At 71.4% G+C, this 20,005-nt stretch carries 13 protein-coding genes; 5 read left to right on the top strand and 8 right to left on the bottom strand.

All coding sequences use genetic code 11. From position 1 onward, the window contains the following. Window positions 1–87 precede the first annotated feature (87 nt). Window positions 88–645 (bottom strand): DJ-1/PfpI family protein, encoded by a 558-nt coding sequence (locus ACWEN3_RS19445; RefSeq protein ID WP_452972239.1) that lies wholly within the window; start codon window positions 643–645, stop codon window positions 88–90. Between the two features lie 615 nt (window positions 646–1,260). On the opposite strand from ACWEN3_RS19445, the gene ACWEN3_RS19440 reads away from it, so the two are divergent. From ACWEN3_RS19440 to ACWEN3_RS19430, 3 genes are all read left to right on the top strand, one after another. Beyond that, entirely contained in the window at window positions 1,261–6,210 is a 4,950-nt protein-coding gene (locus ACWEN3_RS19440) for an NAD-glutamate dehydrogenase (RefSeq protein WP_452972237.1), read from the top strand. A 137-nt stretch (window positions 6,211–6,347) separates the two neighbouring features. Next, window positions 6,348–6,827 carry a GtrA family protein gene (locus ACWEN3_RS19435; protein ID WP_452972234.1) on the top strand — a complete coding sequence of 160 codons (480 nt, stop codon included), beginning with the start codon at window positions 6,348–6,350 and terminating at the stop codon, window positions 6,825–6,827. Next, complete coding sequence (locus ACWEN3_RS19430) at window positions 6,808–8,331, top strand: hypothetical protein (protein ID WP_452972233.1); 1,524 nt, start codon at window positions 6,808–6,810, stop codon at window positions 8,329–8,331. Before ACWEN3_RS19435 ends, ACWEN3_RS19430 begins: the two co-directional genes overlap by 20 nt. An 86-nt stretch (window positions 8,332–8,417) precedes the next feature. Here the strand turns inward: ACWEN3_RS19430 and ACWEN3_RS19425 are convergent, their stop codons facing one another. From ACWEN3_RS19425 to ACWEN3_RS19410, 4 genes are all read right to left on the bottom strand, one after another. Then, window positions 8,418–10,082, bottom strand: coding sequence for a glycosyltransferase family 2 protein (locus ACWEN3_RS19425; RefSeq protein ID WP_452972230.1), 1,665 nt, complete (start codon window positions 10,080–10,082; stop codon window positions 8,418–8,420). Next, window positions 10,079–12,274 carry a CDP-glycerol glycerophosphotransferase family protein gene (locus ACWEN3_RS19420; protein ID WP_452972228.1) on the bottom strand — a complete coding sequence of 732 codons (2,196 nt, stop codon included), beginning with the start codon at window positions 12,272–12,274 and terminating at the stop codon, window positions 10,079–10,081. The genes ACWEN3_RS19425 and ACWEN3_RS19420 overlap by 4 nt, the downstream gene beginning before the upstream one ends. A 178-nt stretch (window positions 12,275–12,452) precedes the next feature. After that, window positions 12,453–13,301 (bottom strand): ABC transporter ATP-binding protein, encoded by an 849-nt coding sequence (locus ACWEN3_RS19415; RefSeq protein WP_452972243.1) that lies wholly within the window; start codon window positions 13,299–13,301, stop codon window positions 12,453–12,455. Between the two features lie 64 nt (window positions 13,302–13,365). Next, window positions 13,366–14,280: an ABC transporter permease gene (locus ACWEN3_RS19410; protein WP_452972225.1), complete on the bottom strand. Its 915-nt coding sequence runs from the start codon at window positions 14,278–14,280 to the stop codon at window positions 13,366–13,368. Between the two features lie 206 nt (window positions 14,281–14,486). Between ACWEN3_RS19410 and ACWEN3_RS19405 the strand changes: the two genes are divergently transcribed. Continuing rightward, the gene (locus tag ACWEN3_RS19405) at window positions 14,487–15,125 is read left to right on the top strand and encodes a TetR/AcrR family transcriptional regulator (RefSeq protein ID WP_452972223.1); all 639 of its coding nucleotides are present in this window, start codon (window positions 14,487–14,489) and stop codon (window positions 15,123–15,125) included. Between the two features lie 111 nt (window positions 15,126–15,236). Here ACWEN3_RS19405 and galE read toward each other — a convergent pair whose 3' ends face one another. From galE to ACWEN3_RS19390, 3 genes are read right to left on the bottom strand one after another with little or no spacing between them, the layout of a single operon-like run. After that, the gene (gene galE, locus ACWEN3_RS19400; RefSeq protein WP_452972221.1) at window positions 15,237–16,217 is read right to left on the bottom strand and encodes a UDP-glucose 4-epimerase GalE; all 981 of its coding nucleotides are present in this window, start codon (window positions 16,215–16,217) and stop codon (window positions 15,237–15,239) included. Window positions 16,218–16,273: 56 nt separating this feature from the next. After that, window positions 16,274–17,902, bottom strand: coding sequence for a glycosyltransferase (locus ACWEN3_RS19395; protein WP_452972218.1), 1,629 nt, complete (start codon window positions 17,900–17,902; stop codon window positions 16,274–16,276). A gap of 44 nt (window positions 17,903–17,946) precedes the next feature. Then, window positions 17,947–19,218 carry a glycosyltransferase 87 family protein gene (locus tag ACWEN3_RS19390; protein ID WP_452972217.1) on the bottom strand — a complete coding sequence of 424 codons (1,272 nt, stop codon included), beginning with the start codon at window positions 19,216–19,218 and terminating at the stop codon, window positions 17,947–17,949. A gap of 231 nt (window positions 19,219–19,449) precedes the next feature. Between ACWEN3_RS19390 and ACWEN3_RS19385 the strand changes: the two genes are divergently transcribed. Next, the coding region (locus tag ACWEN3_RS19385; RefSeq protein ID WP_452972240.1) for a glycosyltransferase family 39 protein at window positions 19,450–20,005 on the top strand (556 nt) is incomplete at its 3' end.

The following is a 20,005-nucleotide window of genomic DNA, read 5'->3' as shown; positions in this document are numbered from 1 at the left end:
GACGCGGTGGGCCAGGCTGTGCACCAGGGAGGCGTACCGGTCGTACAACTCGCCGCGTGAGCGGGCCCGCCGCCGCGGCCGGCGCCGCTACCCGGCCGCGCGCAGCACCGTGAGGAACTCGCGCATCCACGTCGGATGGTCCGGCCAGGCGCGGGCCGAGACAAGGGTGCCGTCGACGACCGTCTCGGTGTCCTGGAAGCCCGCCCCGGCGGCCTGCATGTCGGGTTCCAGGGCCGGGTAGGCCGTGACGCGGCGGCCGCGCAGGCTGTCGATCGCGGCGGTGAGCAGGGGCCCGTGGCAGATCTGGGCGACCGGCTTGTCCGCGTCGAAGAAGGCCTTGAGGATCTTGCGCAGTTCGGGATCGTTGCGCAGATACTCGGGGGCCCGGCCGCCGGGGATGACCAGGGCCGTGTACTCGCCGGGGTCGACCTCGGAGAACGCCAGGTCGGCGGGCCAGGTGTAACCGGGTTTCTCGGTGTAGGTGTCGTAGCCGGGTTCGAAGTCGTGGACGACGAAGCGGAGGGTCTTGCGGCTGGGGGCTGCGATGTGGACCTCGTAGCCCTCCTCGCGCAGCCGCTGGTAGGGGTAGAGGACTTCCAGGGACTCCGCTGCGTCGCCGGTGACGATGAGGATCTTCGCGGACATGTCGGCTTCCTCCGGGGCAGGCTCCTGGGCGGGGCGCACTGACGTGGGCAACGTGCCTCCGCCGGCCGTGCTTGCCAAGGGGGCCCGTCGCTTTTCAGAGTGCGGCGGGAGCCACCGGGGCGCGACCGGATGGGTTACGCGGCCGTCGGCGCGGCCGGTCCGAATACGCCACCCGCCCCCGACCCGGCGCTGTGCAGAACGTCAAACTTCGCCCCCCGGTTTTGTACACATACGGCTCATGACGGCTCCGGGGTGAGTGGGGATAGCCTTGTGGCGTGATCAGCGCGATATCTCGCGGGGGCGATGCTGCCCCTGCCCTGCGCCCGGGTTGCACGGAACACCTCCGTGACCGGGCGGCGGTCGCTGGTCTTCGCGGGTGGGACGGGGGCGCGGACGCCTCCAGGACGCCGAGGACGGCCCGGAACACGACGGTGCCGAGAGCAGCGTCACATCCGAGGGTCGTGTCGAGAATGACCGAATACCCCCCGCTCATCTCACCTGGCGGCATAGCGTCTGAACGGACCGGACACCCCGGGACGTGGCGTCGAGCCGCGGGAGAAGAGACCGTACTTCCTTCTACGTCACGCAACGGCGCGCGACAGGAGCCAGAGGACAATGCAGACCAAGCTGGACGAAGCCAAGGCCGAGTTGCTCGAGAGGGCCGCCCGGGTAGCTGAGAACAGCCCGGTCGGGGGGCACCTACCGACCGGGACCACGGGCGCGGGCAACCCGGACACCCCGGACAGCGAATCCGTGCTCGCGTTCCTCCAGCGCTACTACCTGCACACCGCCCCGGAAGACCTCGCCGACCGCGACCCGGTCGACGTCTTCGGCGCCGCGGTCTCGCACTACCGCCTCGCCGAGAACCGCCCCCAGGGCACCGCGAACGTCCGGGTCCACACCCCGACCGTGGAGGAGAACGGGTGGACCTGCAGTCACACGGTCGTCGAGGTCGTGACCGACGACATGCCGTTCCTCGTCGACTCCGTCACCAATGAGCTGACGCGGCAGGGGCGCGGCATCCACGTCGTGATCCACCCCCAGTTCGTCGTCCGGCGCGACGTCACCGGCAAGCTGCTGGAGGTCCTGCCGACCCCGGCCACCGGTGACCTTCCGCACGACGCGCACGTCGAGTCCTGGATCCACGTCGAGATCGACCGGGAGACCGACCGCGCCGACCTCAAGCAGATCACCGCGGACCTGCTGCGCGTGCTGTCCGACGTGCGCGAGGCCGTCGAGGACTGGGAGAAGATGCGGGACGCGGCGGTCCGGATCGCCGACGGCCTCGACGGCGAGCACGTGCCCGCCGACCTGCCCGGCCCCGAGGTCGCGGAGGCGCGCGAGCTGCTGCGCTGGCTCTCCGCCGATCACTTCACCTTCCTCGGCTTCCGCGAGTACCAGCTGCGCGACGACGACACCCTCGCCGCCGTGCCGGGCACCGGTCTCGGCATACTGCGTTCGGACCCCCACCACGCCGAGGACGACCAGCACCCGGTGAGCCCGTCCTTCGAGCGGCTCCCGGCCGACGCGCGCGCCAAGGCCCGCGAGCACAAGCTGCTCGTGCTGACCAAGGCGAACAGCCGGGCCACCGTGCACCGGCCGTCGTACCTCGACTACATCGGCGTGAAGAAGTTCGACGCGGAGGGCAACGTCGTCGGCGAGCGCCGCTTCCTCGGCCTGTTCTCCTCGGCCGCCTACACCGAGTCCGTGCGCCGCGTCCCCGTCATCCGCCGCAAGGTCGACGAGGTCCTGGAGCGCGCCGGGTTCTCGCCCAACAGCCACGACGGCCGCGACCTGCTGCAGATCCTGGAGACCTACCCGCGCGACGAGCTGTTCCAGACGCCGGCCGCGGAGCTGCAGTCCATCGTGACCAGCGTCCTGTACCTGCAGGAGCGCCGCCGGCTGCGGCTGTACCTGCGCCAGGACGAGTACGGCCGCTACTACTCGGCCCTCGTCTACCTGCCGCGCGACCGCTACACCACCGGTGTCCGGCTCAGGATCATCGACATCCTGAAGGAGGAACTCGGCGGTATCAGCGTCGACTTCACCGCCTGGAACACCGAGTCGATCCTCTCCCGGCTGCACTTCGTCGTCCGCGTCCCGCCGGGCACCGAGCTGCCCGAGCTGTCGGACGCCGACAAGGACCGGATCGAGGCCCGCCTGGTCGAGGCCGCCCGCTCCTGGGCGGACGGGTTCGCCGAGGCGCTGAACGCCGAGTGCGGCGAGGAGCGCGCCGCCGAGCTGCTGCGCCGCTTCAACAACGCCTTCCCCGAGGGCTACAAGGCCGACCACACCCCGCGCTCGGCGGTCGCCGACCTGCTCCACCTGGAGCGGCTCAGCGAGGAGGCGGGCAACGACTTCGCGCTCAGCCTGTACGAGCCGGTGGGCGCCGCCCCCGACGAGCGCCGCTTCAAGATCTACCGCAAGGGCGACTCCGTCTCCCTGAGCGCGGTGCTGCCGGTGCTGCAGCGCCTCGGCGTCGAGGTCGTGGACGAGCGGCCGTACGAGTTGCGCTGCGCGGACCGCACCACCGCCTGGATCTACGACTTCGGCCTGCGCATCCCGAAGTCGCTCGGCGGCGGCAACGGCGACTACCTCGGCGACGACGGCCGCGAGCGCTTCCAGGACGCGTTCTCCGCGACCTGGACCGGCAAGGCGGAGAACGACGGCTTCAACTCCCTCGTGCTGAGTGCCGGGCTGACCTGGCGCGAGGCGATGGTGCTGCGCGCCTACGCCAAGTACCTGCGGCAGGCCGGTTCGACCTTCTCGCAGGACTACATGGAGGACACCCTCCGGAACAACGTCCACACCACCCGGCTCCTCGTCTCCCTGTTCGAGGCGCGGATGTCCCCGGACCGGCAGAAGGCCGGCCTGGAGATCGTGGACGCCCTGCTGGAGGAGCTGGACGCGGCCCTGGACCAGGTGGCGAGCCTGGACGAGGACCGCATCCTGCGGTCGTTCCTGACCGTCATCAAGGCGACCCTGCGCACGAACTTCTTCCAGGAGGCGCACCCCGGCAGGGCGCACGAGTACGTCTCCATGAAGTTCGACCCGCAGGCCATCCCGGACCTGCCCGCGCCGCGCCCGGCGTACGAGATCTGGGTGTACTCGCCGCGTGTCGAGGGCGTGCACCTGCGCTTCGGCAAGGTCGCGCGCGGTGGTCTGCGCTGGTCCGACCGGCGTGAGGACTTCCGCACCGAGATCCTGGGCCTGGTCAAGGCGCAGATGGTGAAGAACACCGTCATCGTGCCGGTCGGCGCCAAGGGCGGCTTCGTCGCCAAGCAGCTGCCGGACCCGGCGCAGGACCGCGACGCGTGGCTGGCCGAGGGCATCGCCAGCTACAAGACGTTCATCTCGGCGCTGCTCGACATCACCGACAACATGGTCGCGGGCGAGGTCGTTCCGCCGCAGGACGTGGTCCGGCACGACGGCGACGACACCTACCTGGTCGTCGCGGCCGACAAGGGCACCGCGACCTTCTCGGACATCGCCAACGGGGTCGCCGAGAAGTACAACTTCTGGCTGGGCGACGCCTTCGCCTCCGGCGGCAGCGCCGGCTACGACCACAAGGGCATGGGCATCACCGCGCGCGGCGCCTGGGAGTCCGTGAAGCGGCACTTCCGTGAGCTGGGCGTGGACACGCAGACCGAGGACTTCACGGTCGTCGGCATCGGCGACATGTCCGGTGACGTGTTCGGCAACGGCATGCTGCTCTCCGAGCAGATCCGCCTGGTCGCCGCCTTCGACCACCGGCACATCTTCATCGACCCCATCCCGGACGCGGCCACCTCCTACGCCGAGCGCCGCCGCCTGTTCGAGCTGCCCCGCTCCAGCTGGGCCGACTACAACACCGAGCTGCTGTCGGCGGGCGGCGGGATCTTCCCGCGCAGCGCCAAGTCGATCCCGATCAACGGCCACATCCGCGAGGCCCTCGGCATCGAGGACAAGGTCGCCAAGATGACCCCGGCCGACCTGATGAAGGCGATCCTCCAGTCGCCGGTGGACCTGCTGTGGAACGGCGGCATCGGCACGTACGTGAAGTCGTCCGCGGAGTCGAACGCGGACGTCGGCGACAAGGCCAACGACGCCATCCGCGTCGACGGCGCCGACCTGCGGGTCAAGGTCGTCGGCGAGGGCGGCAACCTGGGCCTGACCCAGCTCGGCCGCATCGAGTTCGCCCACCGGGGCGGCAAGATCAACACCGACGCGATCGACAACAGCGCCGGTGTGGACACCTCCGACCACGAGGTGAACATCAAGATCCTGCTCAACGGCCTGGTCGCGGAGGGCGACATGACCGTCAAGCAGCGCAACAAGCTCCTCGCGGAGATGACCGACGAGGTCGGCGCGCTGGTCCTGCGCAACAACTACGCGCAGAACACCGCCCTCGCCAACGCGCTGTTCCAGGCCAAGGACATGCTCCACGCCCAGCAGCGGTTCCTGCGCCACCTGTCGCGCGAGGGCCACCTGGACCGGGCGCTGGAGTTCCTGCCGACCGATCGCCAGATCCGCGAGCGCCTCACCCAGGGCCAGGGCCTGACCGGCCCGGAGACGGCCGTGGTGCTGGCGTACACGAAGATCACGGTCGCCGAGGAGCTGCTGCACACCTCGCTGCCCGACGACCCGTACCTGCGCGGCCTGCTGCACGCCTACTTCCCGACGGCGCTGCGCGAGCGGTTCGCGGACGCCGTCGACAACCACCCGCTGCGCCGCGAGATCACCACGACCGTGCTGGTCAACGACACGGTCAACACGGGCGGTACGACGTATCTGCACCGTCTGCGCGAGGAGACCGGCGCCTCCCTGGAGGAGATCGTCCGGGCCCAGACCGCGGCCCGCGCGATCTTCTGCTCGGCGCCGGTGTGGGACGCGGTCGAGGCGCTCGACAACAGGGTCGACGCGGAGGTCCAGACCCGCATCCGTCTGCACTCGCGCCGTCTGGTCGAGCGCGGCACGCGCTGGCTGCTGAACAACCGGCCGCAGCCGCTCCAGCTCGCGGAGACGGTCGAGTTCTTCGCCGAGCGGGTCGAGCAGGTCTGGCAGCAGCTGCCGAAGCTGCTGAAGGGCGCGGACCTGGAGTGGTACCAGCACGTGTACGACGAGCTGTCCGCGGCCGGCGTCCCGGACGAAGCCGCCACGCGCGTGGCCGGGTTCTCCTCCGCCTTCCCGGCGCTCGACATCGTCTCGGTGGCCGACCGCATGGGCAAGGAGCCGCTGGACGTCGCCGAGGTGTACTACGACCTCGGCGACCGCCTCGGCATCACCCAGCTGATGGACCGCATCATCGAGCTGCCCCGCGCCGACCGCTGGCAGTCCATGGCCCGCGCCTCCATCCGCGAGGACCTGTACGCGGCCCACGCGGCGCTCACCGCGGACGTCCTCGCGGCCGGCAACGGCGCCTCGTCGCCGGAGCAGCGGTTCACGGACTGGGAGCAGAACAACGCCCCCATCCTGAGCCGGGCGCGCACCACCCTGGAGGAGATCCGCGGCTCGGACTCCTTCGACCTCGCCAACCTGTCGGTGGCGATGCGTACGATGCGGACGCTGCTGCGCACGCACTCGTAGCCGTACGACGGTGAGGACGCCCCGGACCGACGGGAAACCGGTCCGGGGCGTTCCGCTTCTTGCCGATCTTTAAGGAAAAACGATCAATCAATTTACCGTTTCCTGCTAATCAGTGGGTTTCGGATAGGGTCGGCGGCGTGACAGTCAATCTCACCGAGACCCGCCCGGCAGCAGCACCCCCCGCGCCGGCTCCGGCCCGGCCGGTCACGCGCGTCGTGCTCGAAGTCGTGAAATTCGGGGTCGTCGGCGGCAGCGGTGTCCTGGTCAATTTCCTGATCTTCAATCTGCTGCTGCACGGTCTGGCCTGGCAGGCGATGACCGCGACCGTCCTGGCCAGCTGCATCGCGATGGCGACCAATTACCTGGGCTTCCGCTATTTCGCCTATCGCGACCGGGCCTCGCGCACCCGCGCTCAGATCCTGCTGTTCTTCGTCTTCAGCGGCCTCGGTGTCGTGATGGAAATCGCCCTGTTCTGGGTCGGTTACCACGGGCTGAGCATGCACAGCGTCATCGCGTCGAACCTGGCGAAGGCACTGTCGATCGTGCTCGCCTCCGCTTTCCGTTTCCTCGTCTACCGCACGTGGGTGTTTCAACAGGATGCAAGCAGCGCCGTCTGACCTCGAAGAACAGGTGAGCCGCCCCGTACCGCCGAGCGCCTCCGCGCGGGCCGGCCGTGCCCTGCCGGCGGCCGCCGCGGTGGTCGTCCTGGTGCTGCTGCTCCTGGTGATCGTCCGGCTGCCGTGGATCGGCGACCTGGGCATGCACGCGGCCACCGTCGAGCGGCTGCGGCACAACCTGCTGCACCCGGGCAACCCGCTCGTCGACGCCGACACGCCGAGCCCCTACTACTCGCCGTGGATGCTGGTCCTGGGCGTCATCGCCAAGCTGACCGGTCTGTCCGTGTTCGCGGTCCTGCGGATCGGGGCGCTGGCCGGGCTCGGACTGCTGGCCACGGGGGTGTGGCGGTACGTCCGTACGCTCAGCGCGCACCGGGCGGCCCCGGCGCTGGCCTTCCTGAGCCTGGTCCTGCTGTGGGGCACGACCGTCTTCAACTGGAGCGGCTTCGTCGGCCTCAACTCGCTGGCGCTGACCATCGCGTACCCGAGCGTGTTCGCCCTCGGCCTCACCTTCCACTTCTGGGCCTGGCTCACGAGGGCCCTGCGGGCGCAGGCCGCGCCGACCGCGTGGGCGACCTGGCTGGGGCTCGGCGCGCTGTGGGCGCTGATCCTGCTGTGCCACCAGTTCACGGGCGTCGTCGCCACGCTCGGCGCGCTGGCGGCGGTGATCGCGGCGCGGCCGGCCCAGGCGGTGTGGCTGCGGCTCGGCGTCGGGCTGCTCCTCGGCGCGGTGCTGCTGTGGCTGTGGCCGTACTACGACTTCTTCTCGCTGTTCTCCGCGGGCGCGGACCTGGAGGCCATCCACAAGCCGCTGTACGAGCACCTGGGCGTGCGGTTCGGGCTGGTGCTGCTGGGAGTGGTGGCGCTGGCGCTGCGCTGGCGGCGGGACCGCTGGGACGCGCTGGTGCTGTTCTTCGTGCTGGGCGCGCTGATGTTCGCCGCCGGCGGGCTCACCGGGCACTACTCCTGGGGCCGCGCCCTGCCCGCCGCGCTGATCCCGGCGCAGCTCGCCGCCGCGCTGGAGGTGGCCTCGGCCGGGCGGCGGGCGGTGCGGATCGGCTGGGCGTGCGTGCTCGGCGCCGCGCTGGCACTGGGTGCGTGGACGCAGGCCGGGATGCTCGGCTATGTGACCGGCAAGGGCGCGCTGCCTTCGGTGATCGCGGGCAAGTACGAGCGGCCGTGGGTGGGTTACCACTGGATCACGCCGTGGGTGCGGTACGGGGACGTGGTGATGGCCAGGACGTTCCCGGCGCGGCAGATCCCCGCGTACGGGGCGTACACCGTGGCGCCCGGGTATCCGGACGTGTTCCTGCCGGACGCCGCGCGCCGTCAGACGGCGGTGGACCGGTACTTCGCCGCGGGGACGTCCGCCGAGGTACGGCGGGGGATTCTGCGGAAGTACGACGTGCGGTGGGTCGTGGGACCGGCGGGCCTGGCCGGGCCGGGCCTGGGCAAGGTGACCGTCGGCCCCGCCGGCCAGGTCCTGTTCCGGGTCGTCCCCTGAACCTCGTCTGACCGGAGCGGCAAAACACCGCGGACCCGTGGCTGTCCACGGGTCCGCGGTGTTACGGCCTTATGCGGCGGCCCTGTTCACCGCAGCACGCTGGCGACCAGCTTCGCCGCCTGGCGTACCTTCGGGCGGGCGATCTTGCGCACGACGGGGCGGATCAGGCTCGCCGTCACGCCGACCGGACGCCAGCGGATCTGGAGGCGGCCCGGGTTGCGGCCCTCCGGCTCGACGGTGACCTCGTGCGGGGTCGCGCCGGAGCGGTACTCGACGCGGGTCTTGGCGGTGGGGAAGTCGAGCGGGGCCAGCAGCAGGCCGGAGTTCGACAGGCCCTGCTGGTTCAGCCGGACCAGGGGGTGGCGGATGCCCTCGAAGCCCTGGACGGGGAGCGGGGCGGAGGCCAGGTCGAGTCGCACGCTGCCCTCGAAGACGCCGGGGCTGACCGGGTCCAGCCGGAAGGGGACCGTCATACGGCGCCCGCCCGGCGCCAGCACCAGGCCGGCGCGCTGCGGACCGACCGGGAGGCGCAGCCCCGGGTCGTAGGTGCGGATCGCCAGCGTGAGGGAGGCCCCGCTGTCCCGGGTCAGCTCGGTGATCTCGTGCCGGAACTGGGCGCTGGGGAACGGACGGGTGTCCAACTCGAGGTCGGAGATGTCCAGTTCGCGGCGGCCCCGGTCGGTGTCCGGAATGCTGTCGCCCCAGTACGGGACGCCCGTGGCGTCGGCCGTGACCTGGCGCGGTGCCACGCCCTGGCCCAGCCCGCGGGCCGCCAGCTGGGCCTCGGCCAGGCGGCCGGCCCGCAGCAGCTCCAGCACCACCCGCTCCGGGCGGGGCAGGCGGGCGAACGCGCCGGGGGACAGGGACTCCAGGTACGGGTTCATGATCTCGGCGAAGGCGGCCAGCCACTCGTCGTCCCGGTAGGGCAGGTCGCCCGCGTACATCCGGAAGTCGTGCTTGAGGAACTTGTAGTCCTTGTCCTCCCGCAGCCCGCCGTGCCCGCTCTCCACGAGGAAGTCGTCGATCAGGCGCTGGACGTGGACGCGGTCACGGACGTTGGTGACCTTGTGCCGCTGGTTGGAGATGGACGCCGAGGCGGCCGCCGCGTACGGGTCGATGTACCAGATGTACACCGGGTCCGGGATGATCGTGAACGCCCTCGCCAGGCAGTACGCCTGCGCCGAGAACAGCTGGTCCTCGTAGTGGATGCCCTCCGGGAAACGGAGGTCGTGGCGGTCGAGGAAGGAGCGGGCGTACATCTTGCTCGTCGACAGGTGCTCGAAGAGGAGCCGCGGGTCCCCCTCGATGCCCTCCACCGTGCGGCGCTCGGCCACCAGGTGCGCCATCCAGGTCGTGCGGCTGCCGTTGTCCACCCGGACCCGGCGGACCGCGCCCATGGTGAAGTCCACCTCGCGCTCCCGGTGCGCGGCGAGCAGCGACTCGACCGCGTGGGGCGGGAGTTCGTCGTCGCTGTCCAGGAACATCAGGTACGGCGCGCGGGCGATCTCGATGGCCCGGTTGCGCGGGGCGCTGCAGCCGCCGCTGTTCTCCGGCAGTCGGAGATAGCGGACGCGGTCGTCCTGCGCCTCCAGCCGACGCGCCACCGTGGGCGTGTCGTCGGTGGAGTGGTCGTCGCTGATGATGATCTCGATGTTCGCGTGCGTCTGCGCGCGCAGCGAGGCGACCGCCCGGGGGAGGCGGGCCGCGTCGTTGTAGACGATGACGGTGACGGTCACGTCGGGGGTCGTCATGCCGAAGCCTCCTCGGGGGTCGGGGCGGGGGTGCGGTCCTCGAGCGGGATCACCGGCGGCAGGGAGTCCTCCGGCTCGCCCAGGAAGACCCGTCGTACGACCCGCTCGGCGGCGCGGCCGTCGTCGTACTCGCAGAACCGGCGGCGGAACGCGGCCCGTGCCTTCTTCGCGCTGTCGTCGCGCCAGGCGCCGGAGAGGAAGATCTCCGTCAGTTCCTCCTGGGTGCGGGCGACCTGGCCCGGGTGCTCCGTCATCAGGTCGAAGTAGACGCCGCGGGTGGTCCGGTAGGTCTCCCAGTCGTCGGCGTAGACGACGATCGGCCGGTCCAGGTTGGCGTAGTCGAACATGATCGACGAGTAGTCCGTGACCAGCGCGTCGGCGGCCAGGCACAGCTCCTCGACGGGGTCGTACGAGGAGACGTCGATGATCCGGCCGGAACGGCGCAGGCCGGTCAGCGGCGAGGCCGCACCGCCGTAGAAGTAGTGGGCGCGGACCAGGAGGACCGTGTCCTCGCCCAGGCGGTCGGCGAGGGCGGCCAGGTCCAGGCGCGGGGTGAAGCCGGCCTCGTAGTCCCGGTGGGTGGGCGCGTACAGGACGGCCGTCTTGCCCGGGGCGATGCCCAGGCGCTCGCGGGCGGCGCGGACGTCGTCGGCCGTGGCCCGGTAGAAGACGTCGTTGCGCGGATAGCCGTAGTCCAAGGACGTGTAGCGGGCCGGGTAGGCGCGCTCCCACATACGGGTGGAGTGGCTGTTGGCGCTGACGCTGTAGTCCCACTTGTCGATGCGGGCCAGCAGCGCGGCGAAGTCCAGGCCCTTGGCGGCGGCCGGGTGCTCCATCTGGTCCAGGCCCATGCGCTTGAGCGGGGTGCCGTGGTGGGTCTGGAGGTGGACCGCGTCGGGGCGCTTGAGCACCGCGTTGGGGAAGTTGACGTTGTTGACGAGGTACTTGGCGGTGGCCAGGGTCTCCCAGTAGCGGCGGGTGCCGGGGATCACATGGTCCGTGCCGGGCGGCAGCAGCGCCTCGTTCTCCTTCGACACCACCCACACCGGGTGGATGTGCGGGGCGAGTTCGGCGAGCTTCTCGGCGATCGCGGCCGGGTTGCAGGCCACCCCGCGCTCCCAATAGGCCGCGAACACGGCCAGGTTGGGGTCGACCGGGCGGGTCAGGGCGCGGTGGTACTGCTGGTCGCGCAGCTTGGCGCCCACCTGGCGCTTGCGGGTCCGTACGGCCTTCTTGGCGGCGCGGCGGGTGCGGTTGGCGGCCTGGAACGCGCGGTACTTGGTGTACGCGCCCTCCTCCAGCAGGGAGTGGCGCACGCCCTCCACGCCCGCCGGGCGCTCGTGGTGGTCGGGGCGCCAGCGGACCGCGGCGAGGGAGGCGCGGCGGAAGAACTCGCGGGCCACCGCGTCGGGCAGGTTCTCGCCGGCGAAGGTGCGCACCAGGTCGCGCATCATCAGGTCGTACAGCACCACGCGGGCGGCGCGGCGGTCCTGGGTGAGCGGGAGCAGGGACTCGTAGCGCTCGATGAGCGCGAACCGCTCCTCGGGGGCGAGCGGCGGCAGGCTCTCGGGGCGCAGCTCGCGGTTCTCGTACGCCACCTGGTTCAGGCAGGCGACGCGGCGGGCGCGCAGCAGGGCCGCGTGGGCGGCGTACGGCTCGTCGGCGGTGGTGAGCCGCTGTTCGTGCGCCTGCCAGAACTCCTTGCGCAGGGCGCGGTCGCCGAGCAGCGGGGTGAGGCGCAGCAGGTCGGGGGCCTCGTCCAGGGGCAGGCCGTCACGGCCGACGGCGGCGAGGAAGCGGCCGTCGCGGGAGGGCCTGGCGGCCGACTGCCAGGTGGTGGTGATGTGGTCGAAGAGGAGCACGTCGACGGTGTCGTCCAGTTCGGCGGCCCGCTCGGCGATCAGGCGGGGCGCGCCGGCCGGCAGGCCGTCCTTGGCGTGCACGAAGTGCAGCCAGCGGCCGGAGGCGCGGGCGGCACCGGCGGCCCGGGCCGCCGCGTCGCTGGTGCCGTCCGGAAGGGGGACGACGATCGTCTCGGGAGCGTGGCCCTCGGCCGTCTCCCGAGCCCACTCCCCGACCGGGGCGACGATGACCTCGGTGTCGGACAGCGGACGGGCTTCGAGGGAGTCGAGTAGCTCCGTCAGATGCCCCTGTGCGTTCGGTCCGTAGACGATGACGCTGAGTTGGGGCATCGCAGAGGACTCCTTCGGCTCACAGATTTCTGGCCCCCTTCATAACATACTGTCACTAAGAGGATGAATGGGATGGCCGCGTACGGGGTAAGGGCGGGGCCCTGAGAGGAAGACTGTCTCCCTCGGCCCCGGGTTTCACCCGCAGCGGTTTTTACGCGGTCTATTGTTCAGCCGCGGTTCACGCGACCTTCTTGGGTGCCGGCTTCTTGGCGGTTTTGTCCGTCTTGTCGCCGGTAAAGGCCTCGTACTCCTTCATGACGTCCTCGGTGGGTCCGTCCATGCGCAGCTCGCCGCGCTCCAGCCACAGGGTCCGCTCGCAGGTGTCGCGGATCGACTTGTTGTTGTGGCTGACCAGGAACACCGTGCCCGCCTGCTCGCGCAGCTCGCGGATCCGCTCCTCCGAGCGCATCTGGAACCTGCGGTCGCCGGTGGCCAGGGCCTCGTCGATCAGCAGGACGTCGTGGTCCTTCGCGGCGGCGATGGAGAAGCGCAGCCGCGCCGCCATGCCGGAGGAGTACGTGCGCATCGGAAGGGTGATGAAGTCGCCCTTCTCGTTGATCCCGGAGAAGTCGACGATGTCCTGGTAGCGCTCCCTGACCTGCTCCCGGGTCATGCCCATGGCGAGACCGCCGAGGTAGACGTTGCGCTCGCCGGTCAGGTCGTTCATCAGGGCCGCGTTGACGCCGAGCAGGGAGGGCTGGCCGTGGGTGTAGATGTGGCCGTGCTCCACCGGCAGCAGGCCGGCGACGGCCTTCAGCAGGGTCGACTTGCCGGAGCCGTTGGTGCCGATGAGACCGATCGCCTCACCCTTGTAGGCGACGAACGACACCTTCTTGACCGCGTGCACCCGGCGCACGCCGGCCGCCTTCTCGGCCTTCTCGCGCCGCAGGATGCGGTTGAGGGCGGCCGTGGCGGAGCCGCGGCCCGAGCCGGTGCCGTTGACGCGGTACACGATGTCGACGTCGTCGCAGACGACGGTGGGGATCTTCTCGGCGTTCGCGAGGCGCTCGCGCTTCTCCCGCAGCATGCGCTCCTCGGGGGACTCGGCGTCCTCGGGGTTCTCGGAGGTCTCGGGGTTCTCGGGAGTGTGCTCAGCCACGGCCGTACTTCTCCTCTGCCTTCCAGAAGTAGATGAAGCCGCCGACACCGACGACCAGGGCCCAGCCGATCGCCGTCGGCCACACGTGCGGGGGCAGCTGCTTGGCGTGGAAGCTCTTGATCAGGGCGAATCGCATGAGGTCGATGTAGACCGCGGCAGGGTTGCTCTGCAGCATGATCGTGACGATGTGCGGGAGGTGGTCCTTCTTGGTGAGCTTGCTGATGCTCCACATGACGCCGGACACGTACATCCAGGTACGGAGCACGAACGGCATCAGCTGGGCGATGTCCGGGGTCTTGGCGCCCATGCGCGCCATGATCATCGCCATGCCCGCGTTGAACAGGGACTGCAGGATCAGCACGGGGACCACCAGCAGCCAGCCGGCGGAGATCGGCAGGCCGAAGCTGAGCAGGATGACGACGAGTGCGGCCATCGAGAACAGCAGCTGCTGGAGCTGCTGGATGCAGAAGGAGATCGGCAGGGCGGCGCGCGGGAAGTGCAGGGCGCGCACCAGGCCGAGGTTGCCGGAGATCGCCCGGGTGCCGACCTGGATCGAGCTCTGCGTGAACGTCCACACGAACACGCCGGTGACCAGGAACGGTACGTAGTCCGGGACGCCCTTCTTGGTGCCGAGCAGCACGCCGAAGATGAAGTAGTAGACCGCCGCGTTCAGCAGGGGGGTCATGACCTGCCAGACCTGGCCGAGCTTCGCCTCGCTGTACTGCGCGGTGAGCTTGGCGGTGGCGAAGGCCGTGATGAAGTGGCGCCGGTCCCACAGCTGGCGGACGTACTCCGGCAGGGAGGGGCGGGCGCCACTGACCGTGAGGCCGTGCCGGGCGGCGAGCGCCGCGAGATCGTCTTCGGCCGGGACCTGGGTCGGGGGCGGTGTGTCGAGGACCTGGCTCACATCCGCTGCTTTCACTCGGGGGGAGGGGGTGCCGCGATCCGGCCGGCGCCGGGGCCGCGGCATGCTCGATCCGTCTCCCGGCGTTTCCTTACGCTTCTCTTCACGTTCTCTTACGTCGGGACGAGACCGTATCGTCGCATCGGCGAGCGTAGAACCAATCTACGTCGGAACGCAACCGTTTCGTCGTGACGCCCTATGCTGTTCGCATGACGACGAACGCCGCCGAACCCGCCGACGAGTCGCCGACGCGTGCCCGTCGCCGGGCCCCTGCCGGAGCCGCCGTGCTCCGTGAGGATGTGACCGAGGCCATTCGTGCGGCCGTCTTCGAGGAGCTGGCGGCGGTCGGCTACGCACGCATGAGCATCGAGGGGATCGCCCGGCGGGCGGGCGTCGGCAAGACGGCGGTGTACCGGCGCTGGCGTTCGAAGCTGCACCTGGTCCTGGACGTGGTCTCCGCGATGGCGGTGCTGGGCCTGCCGGTCCCCGACACCGGCTCCCTGGAGACCGACCTGCGGCTGCTGTACGAGGTGACGTCGCGCGCGCTGCGCCATCCGGTCGCCTCCCAGATCATCCCCGACCTCCAGGCCGAGGCGGCCCGCAACCCCGACATCGCCGAGGCGTTCCAGAAGGCGCTGCGGGACGGCCAGGAGGGCGTCGCCAGCAAGATCGTGGCGGCGGCGGAGGCGCGGGGAGAGGTCCGCACGGGACTCGATCCCGACCTCGTGCTGGACCTGATCTCCGGCCCGCTGTACTGGCGCTCGGTGGTCATCCGCTCCCCCAAGCCGCCCAAGGGCTACCTGGAGAAGCTGGCCCGCGCCACGGCGGGGGCCCTCAGGGCCCTGTGAGCCCGCGGCCGGCGGCCCCGCCGGGGCGCCGACGGTGTGTTCCATGAGCGGGAGGGACGTCGTCCGGGCGGCACAGGTCCGTGCGGCCCGGACGTGCCCGGAGCCCTCCGGTTACGAGCGGGCCGCCTCCGGGTGGTGGCGGAGCCAGCCCTCCCAGGCCGAGGTGATCATGTCCTGGGTGTCGTGCTTGGCCTGCCAGCCCAGCTCGGTGGCGATGCGGTCGGCGGAGGCGACGACGCGGGCGGGGTCGCCGGGGCGGCGGGGCGTGACGGTCGGGGCGCGGTCGTAGCCGGTGACCGCGTTGATGCGGTCGATCATCTCGCGGACGGAGACGCCCTCACCGCGGCCGATGTTCAGGGTCAGGTCGGTGCCGGGGGTGGAGCGCAGCGCGCGGGCGACGGTGACATGGGCCTCGGCCAGGTCCACCACGTGGATGTAGTCGCGGACGCAGGTGCCGTCGGAGGTCGCGTAGTCGTCGCCGAAGATGCGCGGCGCCGCGCCCTCGGTGAGCTTCTCGAAGACCATGGGGACCAGGTTGAACACACCGGTGTCGGCGAGTTCGGGGGAGGCCGCGCCCGCCACGTTGAAGTAGCGGAGCGAGGCGGTGGCGAGCCCGGTCGCCCGGCCCGTCGCGCGCACCAGCCACTCGCCGGCCAGCTTGGTCTCGCCGTAGGGGGACATGGGACGGCAGGGGGTCTCCTCCGTCACCAGGTCCACGTCCGGCATGCCGTAGACGGCGGCGGAGGAGGAGAAGAGGAAGGAGGGGATCTCCGCCCGGGTCACCGCCTCCAGGAGGACCCGCAGGCCCTCGACGTTCTCGCGGTAGTAGTGCAGCGGGCGCTCCACCGACTCGCCCACCTGCTTCTTCGCGGCCAGGTGCACGACCCCGCTGATCTCGTGCTCGGCGAGCACCCGGGCCAGCCGGTCCCCGTCCAGGGTGGAGCCCCGCTCCAGCGGGACCTCCGCCGGCACGCGCTCGGCGACGCCCGTGGACAGGTCGTCGTAGACGACCGTGCGTTCGCCCGCCTCGGTCATCGCCCGTACGACGTGCGCCCCGATGTATCCGGCGCCGCCGGTGATGAGCCAGGTCATGTGGCCGTCTCCTCGTCAGTTGGCCCCCGCGTGTGTCAGTGAAGCAGAGGGCTTTCTCAGTGAACCAGGCGGCGGAGCCGGCCGCGAAGCACCTTCGCGACTCCGCGTACGCCGGTCGCCACGCGCAGTGCCAGCGCGCCGGAGTGCGTCGCGTAGGGCTGCACCAGCAGCACCCCGTGGCGCACGCTCGGAACGGCGCGCCGGCGCAGTCGGCCGGCGCCCGTCAGGGCGTGCGCCGTGGCCTCGCGCTCCGCGCCGTCCGCCAGGCGCACGGTCAGCCGCAGGTCCCAGGTGCCGGCGCCGAGCCCGGCCAGGTCGACCGGCACCTCGGCCGACCAGACGTCCGCGCCCGAGGGCGTGAGGGGGACCGTGGCGCGCCCCCGGGTCCGGTCGTCCTCCCGGGACCCCCAGACCACGTCCAGCTCGCGCGGGCCCGCCTCGGCCACCCTTCCGTACAGCTCGTGCAGCCGCAGGCGCAGCGTCGTGTTGCGTCCGCCCGGGCTCAGTTCCGCGTCCAGTGCGAGCGGGAGCACGTGGGTGGGGCGGGTCAGGAACGGGGCGAGGGTGACCTGGGGGAGGTCGTCGGACCAGACCGGGACACCGTCGGGGGTGTGGGCGTACGGCGGGAGCAGGCGCGCCGGGCGGGCGGCCAGTTCCCGCATGCGGGGCAGGTCGCGCGGCTCGGGGGACTCCAGGATCACCCGGCCGAGCAGCCGGCCGGGCGCGGTCGGGTTCAGCTCCCAGTCGGCGGCGTCGTAGCGTTCGAGGTACTCACGGGTGTGCGTCCACCACGCGCGCTGGTAGTCCGCGTCGCGCAACCCCAGCTCGCGCGCGTACATGCGCACGTCGTGGTCGAGGAACTTGGCCCGCGCCGCCCGTGCCAGCTCCTTCTGCCCGGCGCCCAGCAGGATGTCGTACGCCAGGGCGCACGCCTCGGTGCGCGCCTCCCAGTTGTCTATGCGCCCCCGGTCCAGGGAGAGCGACAGCTGGTCGGCGGACCGGCGCACGTGCCACACGTACACGCGCTCCGGTATGAGCGCCATGCGCGGGCCGGCGGCCAGCACGCGCGAGGTGAAGACGATGTCCTCGTAGAGGAAGCGGCCCTCGGGGAAGCGGATGCCGTGCTCGCGCAGGAAGTCGGTGCGGTACAGCTTGTTGACGCACAGCGTGTCGTGGACCAGCCGCGGCCGCTGGGAGGGGCTCGTGAGGACGGTGTGCGCGGTGTAGAGGGAATCCTGCCAGGGCTGCTCGCGCCCCGAGGGCAGCTCACGGCGCACGCACAGACCGCTCGCGACCTCGGCCTGCGCCTCCGTGGCCGCCGTCAGCAGGGCGTCCACCGCGCCGGGCGGCAGCACGTCGTCGCTGTCCAGGAACATCACGTACGGTGCGGTCACCGTGTCGATCCCGGTGTTGCGCGGGGTGCCGCAGCCGCCGCTGTTCTCCTCCAGGCGCACCACTCGCAGCCGGGGCTCGTCGGCGGCGATCCGGTCGAGCAGATCGGCGCTGCCGTCCGCGGAGCAGTCGTCCACGGCGACGACCTCGGACACCGAGGGCCCCTGGGCGAGCGCCGAACGCACCGCGTCACCCACGTGGGCGCGGTCGTTGTAGCCGATCACGACGACAGCGACCTGCGATGATCGCTGGGTCGCTGCGGTCTCTGGCAGGTCAGGCGGGTCAGGGTGCATGGAGTCCACGGGCCGGGAGAATAGAAAATTTCGGTAATACTCTGTTAAGAGAGGCTTAACATCCGGTCGGGAAGACGGTGGGAATCGGGTCGGGGTTCCGTCGTTTGCCCGCTCTTTACGGCCGGTGGCCTCGCGGCCCGCCACAACCGGCCGAAGGACACCAGCGCGGCGGCCGTCAGCAGTCCGTTGCGGCCGAGCATCAGCAGGCATCCGGCCCAGCTGCCGGTGATCACCTCACCGTAGACCATCGGGTACACCACCGAGCTCAGCGCCGACGCCAGGAGGATCAGGACGGCCACCGGACGCTGGCTGGTGTGCCGCGAGGTCAGGCAGACGGCGGTCAGGCCGAGCAGCCAGACCATGTACTGGGGGCTGATCACCCGGCTGGTGACGGTGAACAGCAGCACCGCGCACAGCGCCGCGTCGTACGGCGTGGCCTCGCTCCAGCACCGGGCCCGCACCCGCCACAGCACCAGCAGCCCGAAGGCGACGGCCGTGAGCGCGAGGGAGGCGGTGGCGACGGCGGGCACGTGCGGGCCGACCAGCTCGACGGCGCCGTACTGGTAGCTGGGCCGCCCCGGCCAGCCCGCGTGCCGGGCGAGGTTGAGCGCCGTGCCGCCGAGCGACTCGATCTGCACCCCGCGGCCGCTCTGCCCGCGCAGGAAGGACAGCGGATGGCGGAACGATACGGCGAAGAGTCCGAGCGCGGCGGCCCCGGCGCCGACCGCCCACCCCCAGGCCGAGCGCGTCACCCGGCCGCGGGGGGTGCCGAGCAGCACCAGCGCCGGCCACCCCTTCACCAGTGCGCCCAGCGCCCCGAGCACCCCGCCCGCGCGCGGGGAGCGCGCCAGTGTCAGCAGGGACAGCACGGCCAGGGCGGTGACCTGGACGTCGTACCGGGCGAGCGGCAGGTGCAGCAGCAGCGGCAGGCCGCCCGTCCACACGGCCGCGCCGCGCAGGCTCCGCCCGGGCCGGCCGCCCACGCGCACCAGGGCCGCCGCCGTCGACGCGTCCACGGCCAGCGTCAGTGCGACGAACGCCTGAAAGTAGGTCAACCCCGGTACCAGGCCCGGCGCCAGCAGCACCGCGCCCGCGCCGGGCGGGTACTGCCACAGGGTGTCGTGCGACGGGAAGGAGCCGTGCGCGAGGACGCCGTACCAGTGGAAGTACAGCCCCCGTACCTCCCGGGTCACCGAACCCCCGCTGAGCAGGGGGGAGTCGTCGTGCGCGAGCAGCCACAGCATCAGGGCCCGGGTGGCGAGCCAGGTGGTGGTGAGGGCGAGGACCGGGCCGGGGGTGACACGGAGGCGCTTCATCACGTGGGAGCCTAAGCCGGGCACATGGTGTATCACCGCCGATACGCCGTAACAGCCTGCAAAAGTCGGCTAATCGTAAAAGATCGGGCCATGGTGAACGTCGGGTTTGCTGTGAAACCGCAGTCACGGAAATCCCGGTCGCGCCGGCCGGCCGGACCCACGGCGGCCGTGCCGACGGGAGCGACGAGGTACGTCCCCGATCGGGTACCGGCGCGGATCCGCGCCGCCGCCATGGTGTGCCCGCCCGCGCTGGTGACGCTGGCGCTCGGGCTCTGGCGGCTCGACCGGGGCGGGATGTGGCGCGACGAGGCCGTCACCTACCAGGTCGGACGGCGCACGGTGCCGCAGATCTGGCGGCTGCTGCACGGCGTGGACGCCGTGCACGGCCTGTACTACCTCCTCATGCACGCCGTCCTCGCCCTGCGCCCCGGCGAGGTCGTCCTGCGGCTGCCGTCGGTGTGCGCGGCGGCCGCGACGGCGGGACTGGTGGCCGCGCTCGGCGCCCGGCTGCTCCGGCCGCGCGCGGGGCTGTGGGCCGGACTGCTCTACGCCGTGAACCCGATGACCGGCCACTACGCCCAGGAGGGCCGCTCCTACGCCCTGGTCGCGGCCGGCGCCACCTGCGCCACGCTGCTGTTCGTCCGTGCCGTGCAGGGGGGTTCCTGGTGGGCGTACGGCGCGGTGCTCGGTGTCCTGTCTCTCCTTCCGCGACCCTCAGGCACCGCGCCACCTCGTCGACGTCGGCGTGCACTTCCACGGCGACCGGGTCCGTGGCGACCGGCTGCAC

The organism is Streptomyces sp. NPDC004561 (assembly GCF_053602155.1).
This window is presented reverse-complemented; position numbering and strand designations above follow the sequence as displayed.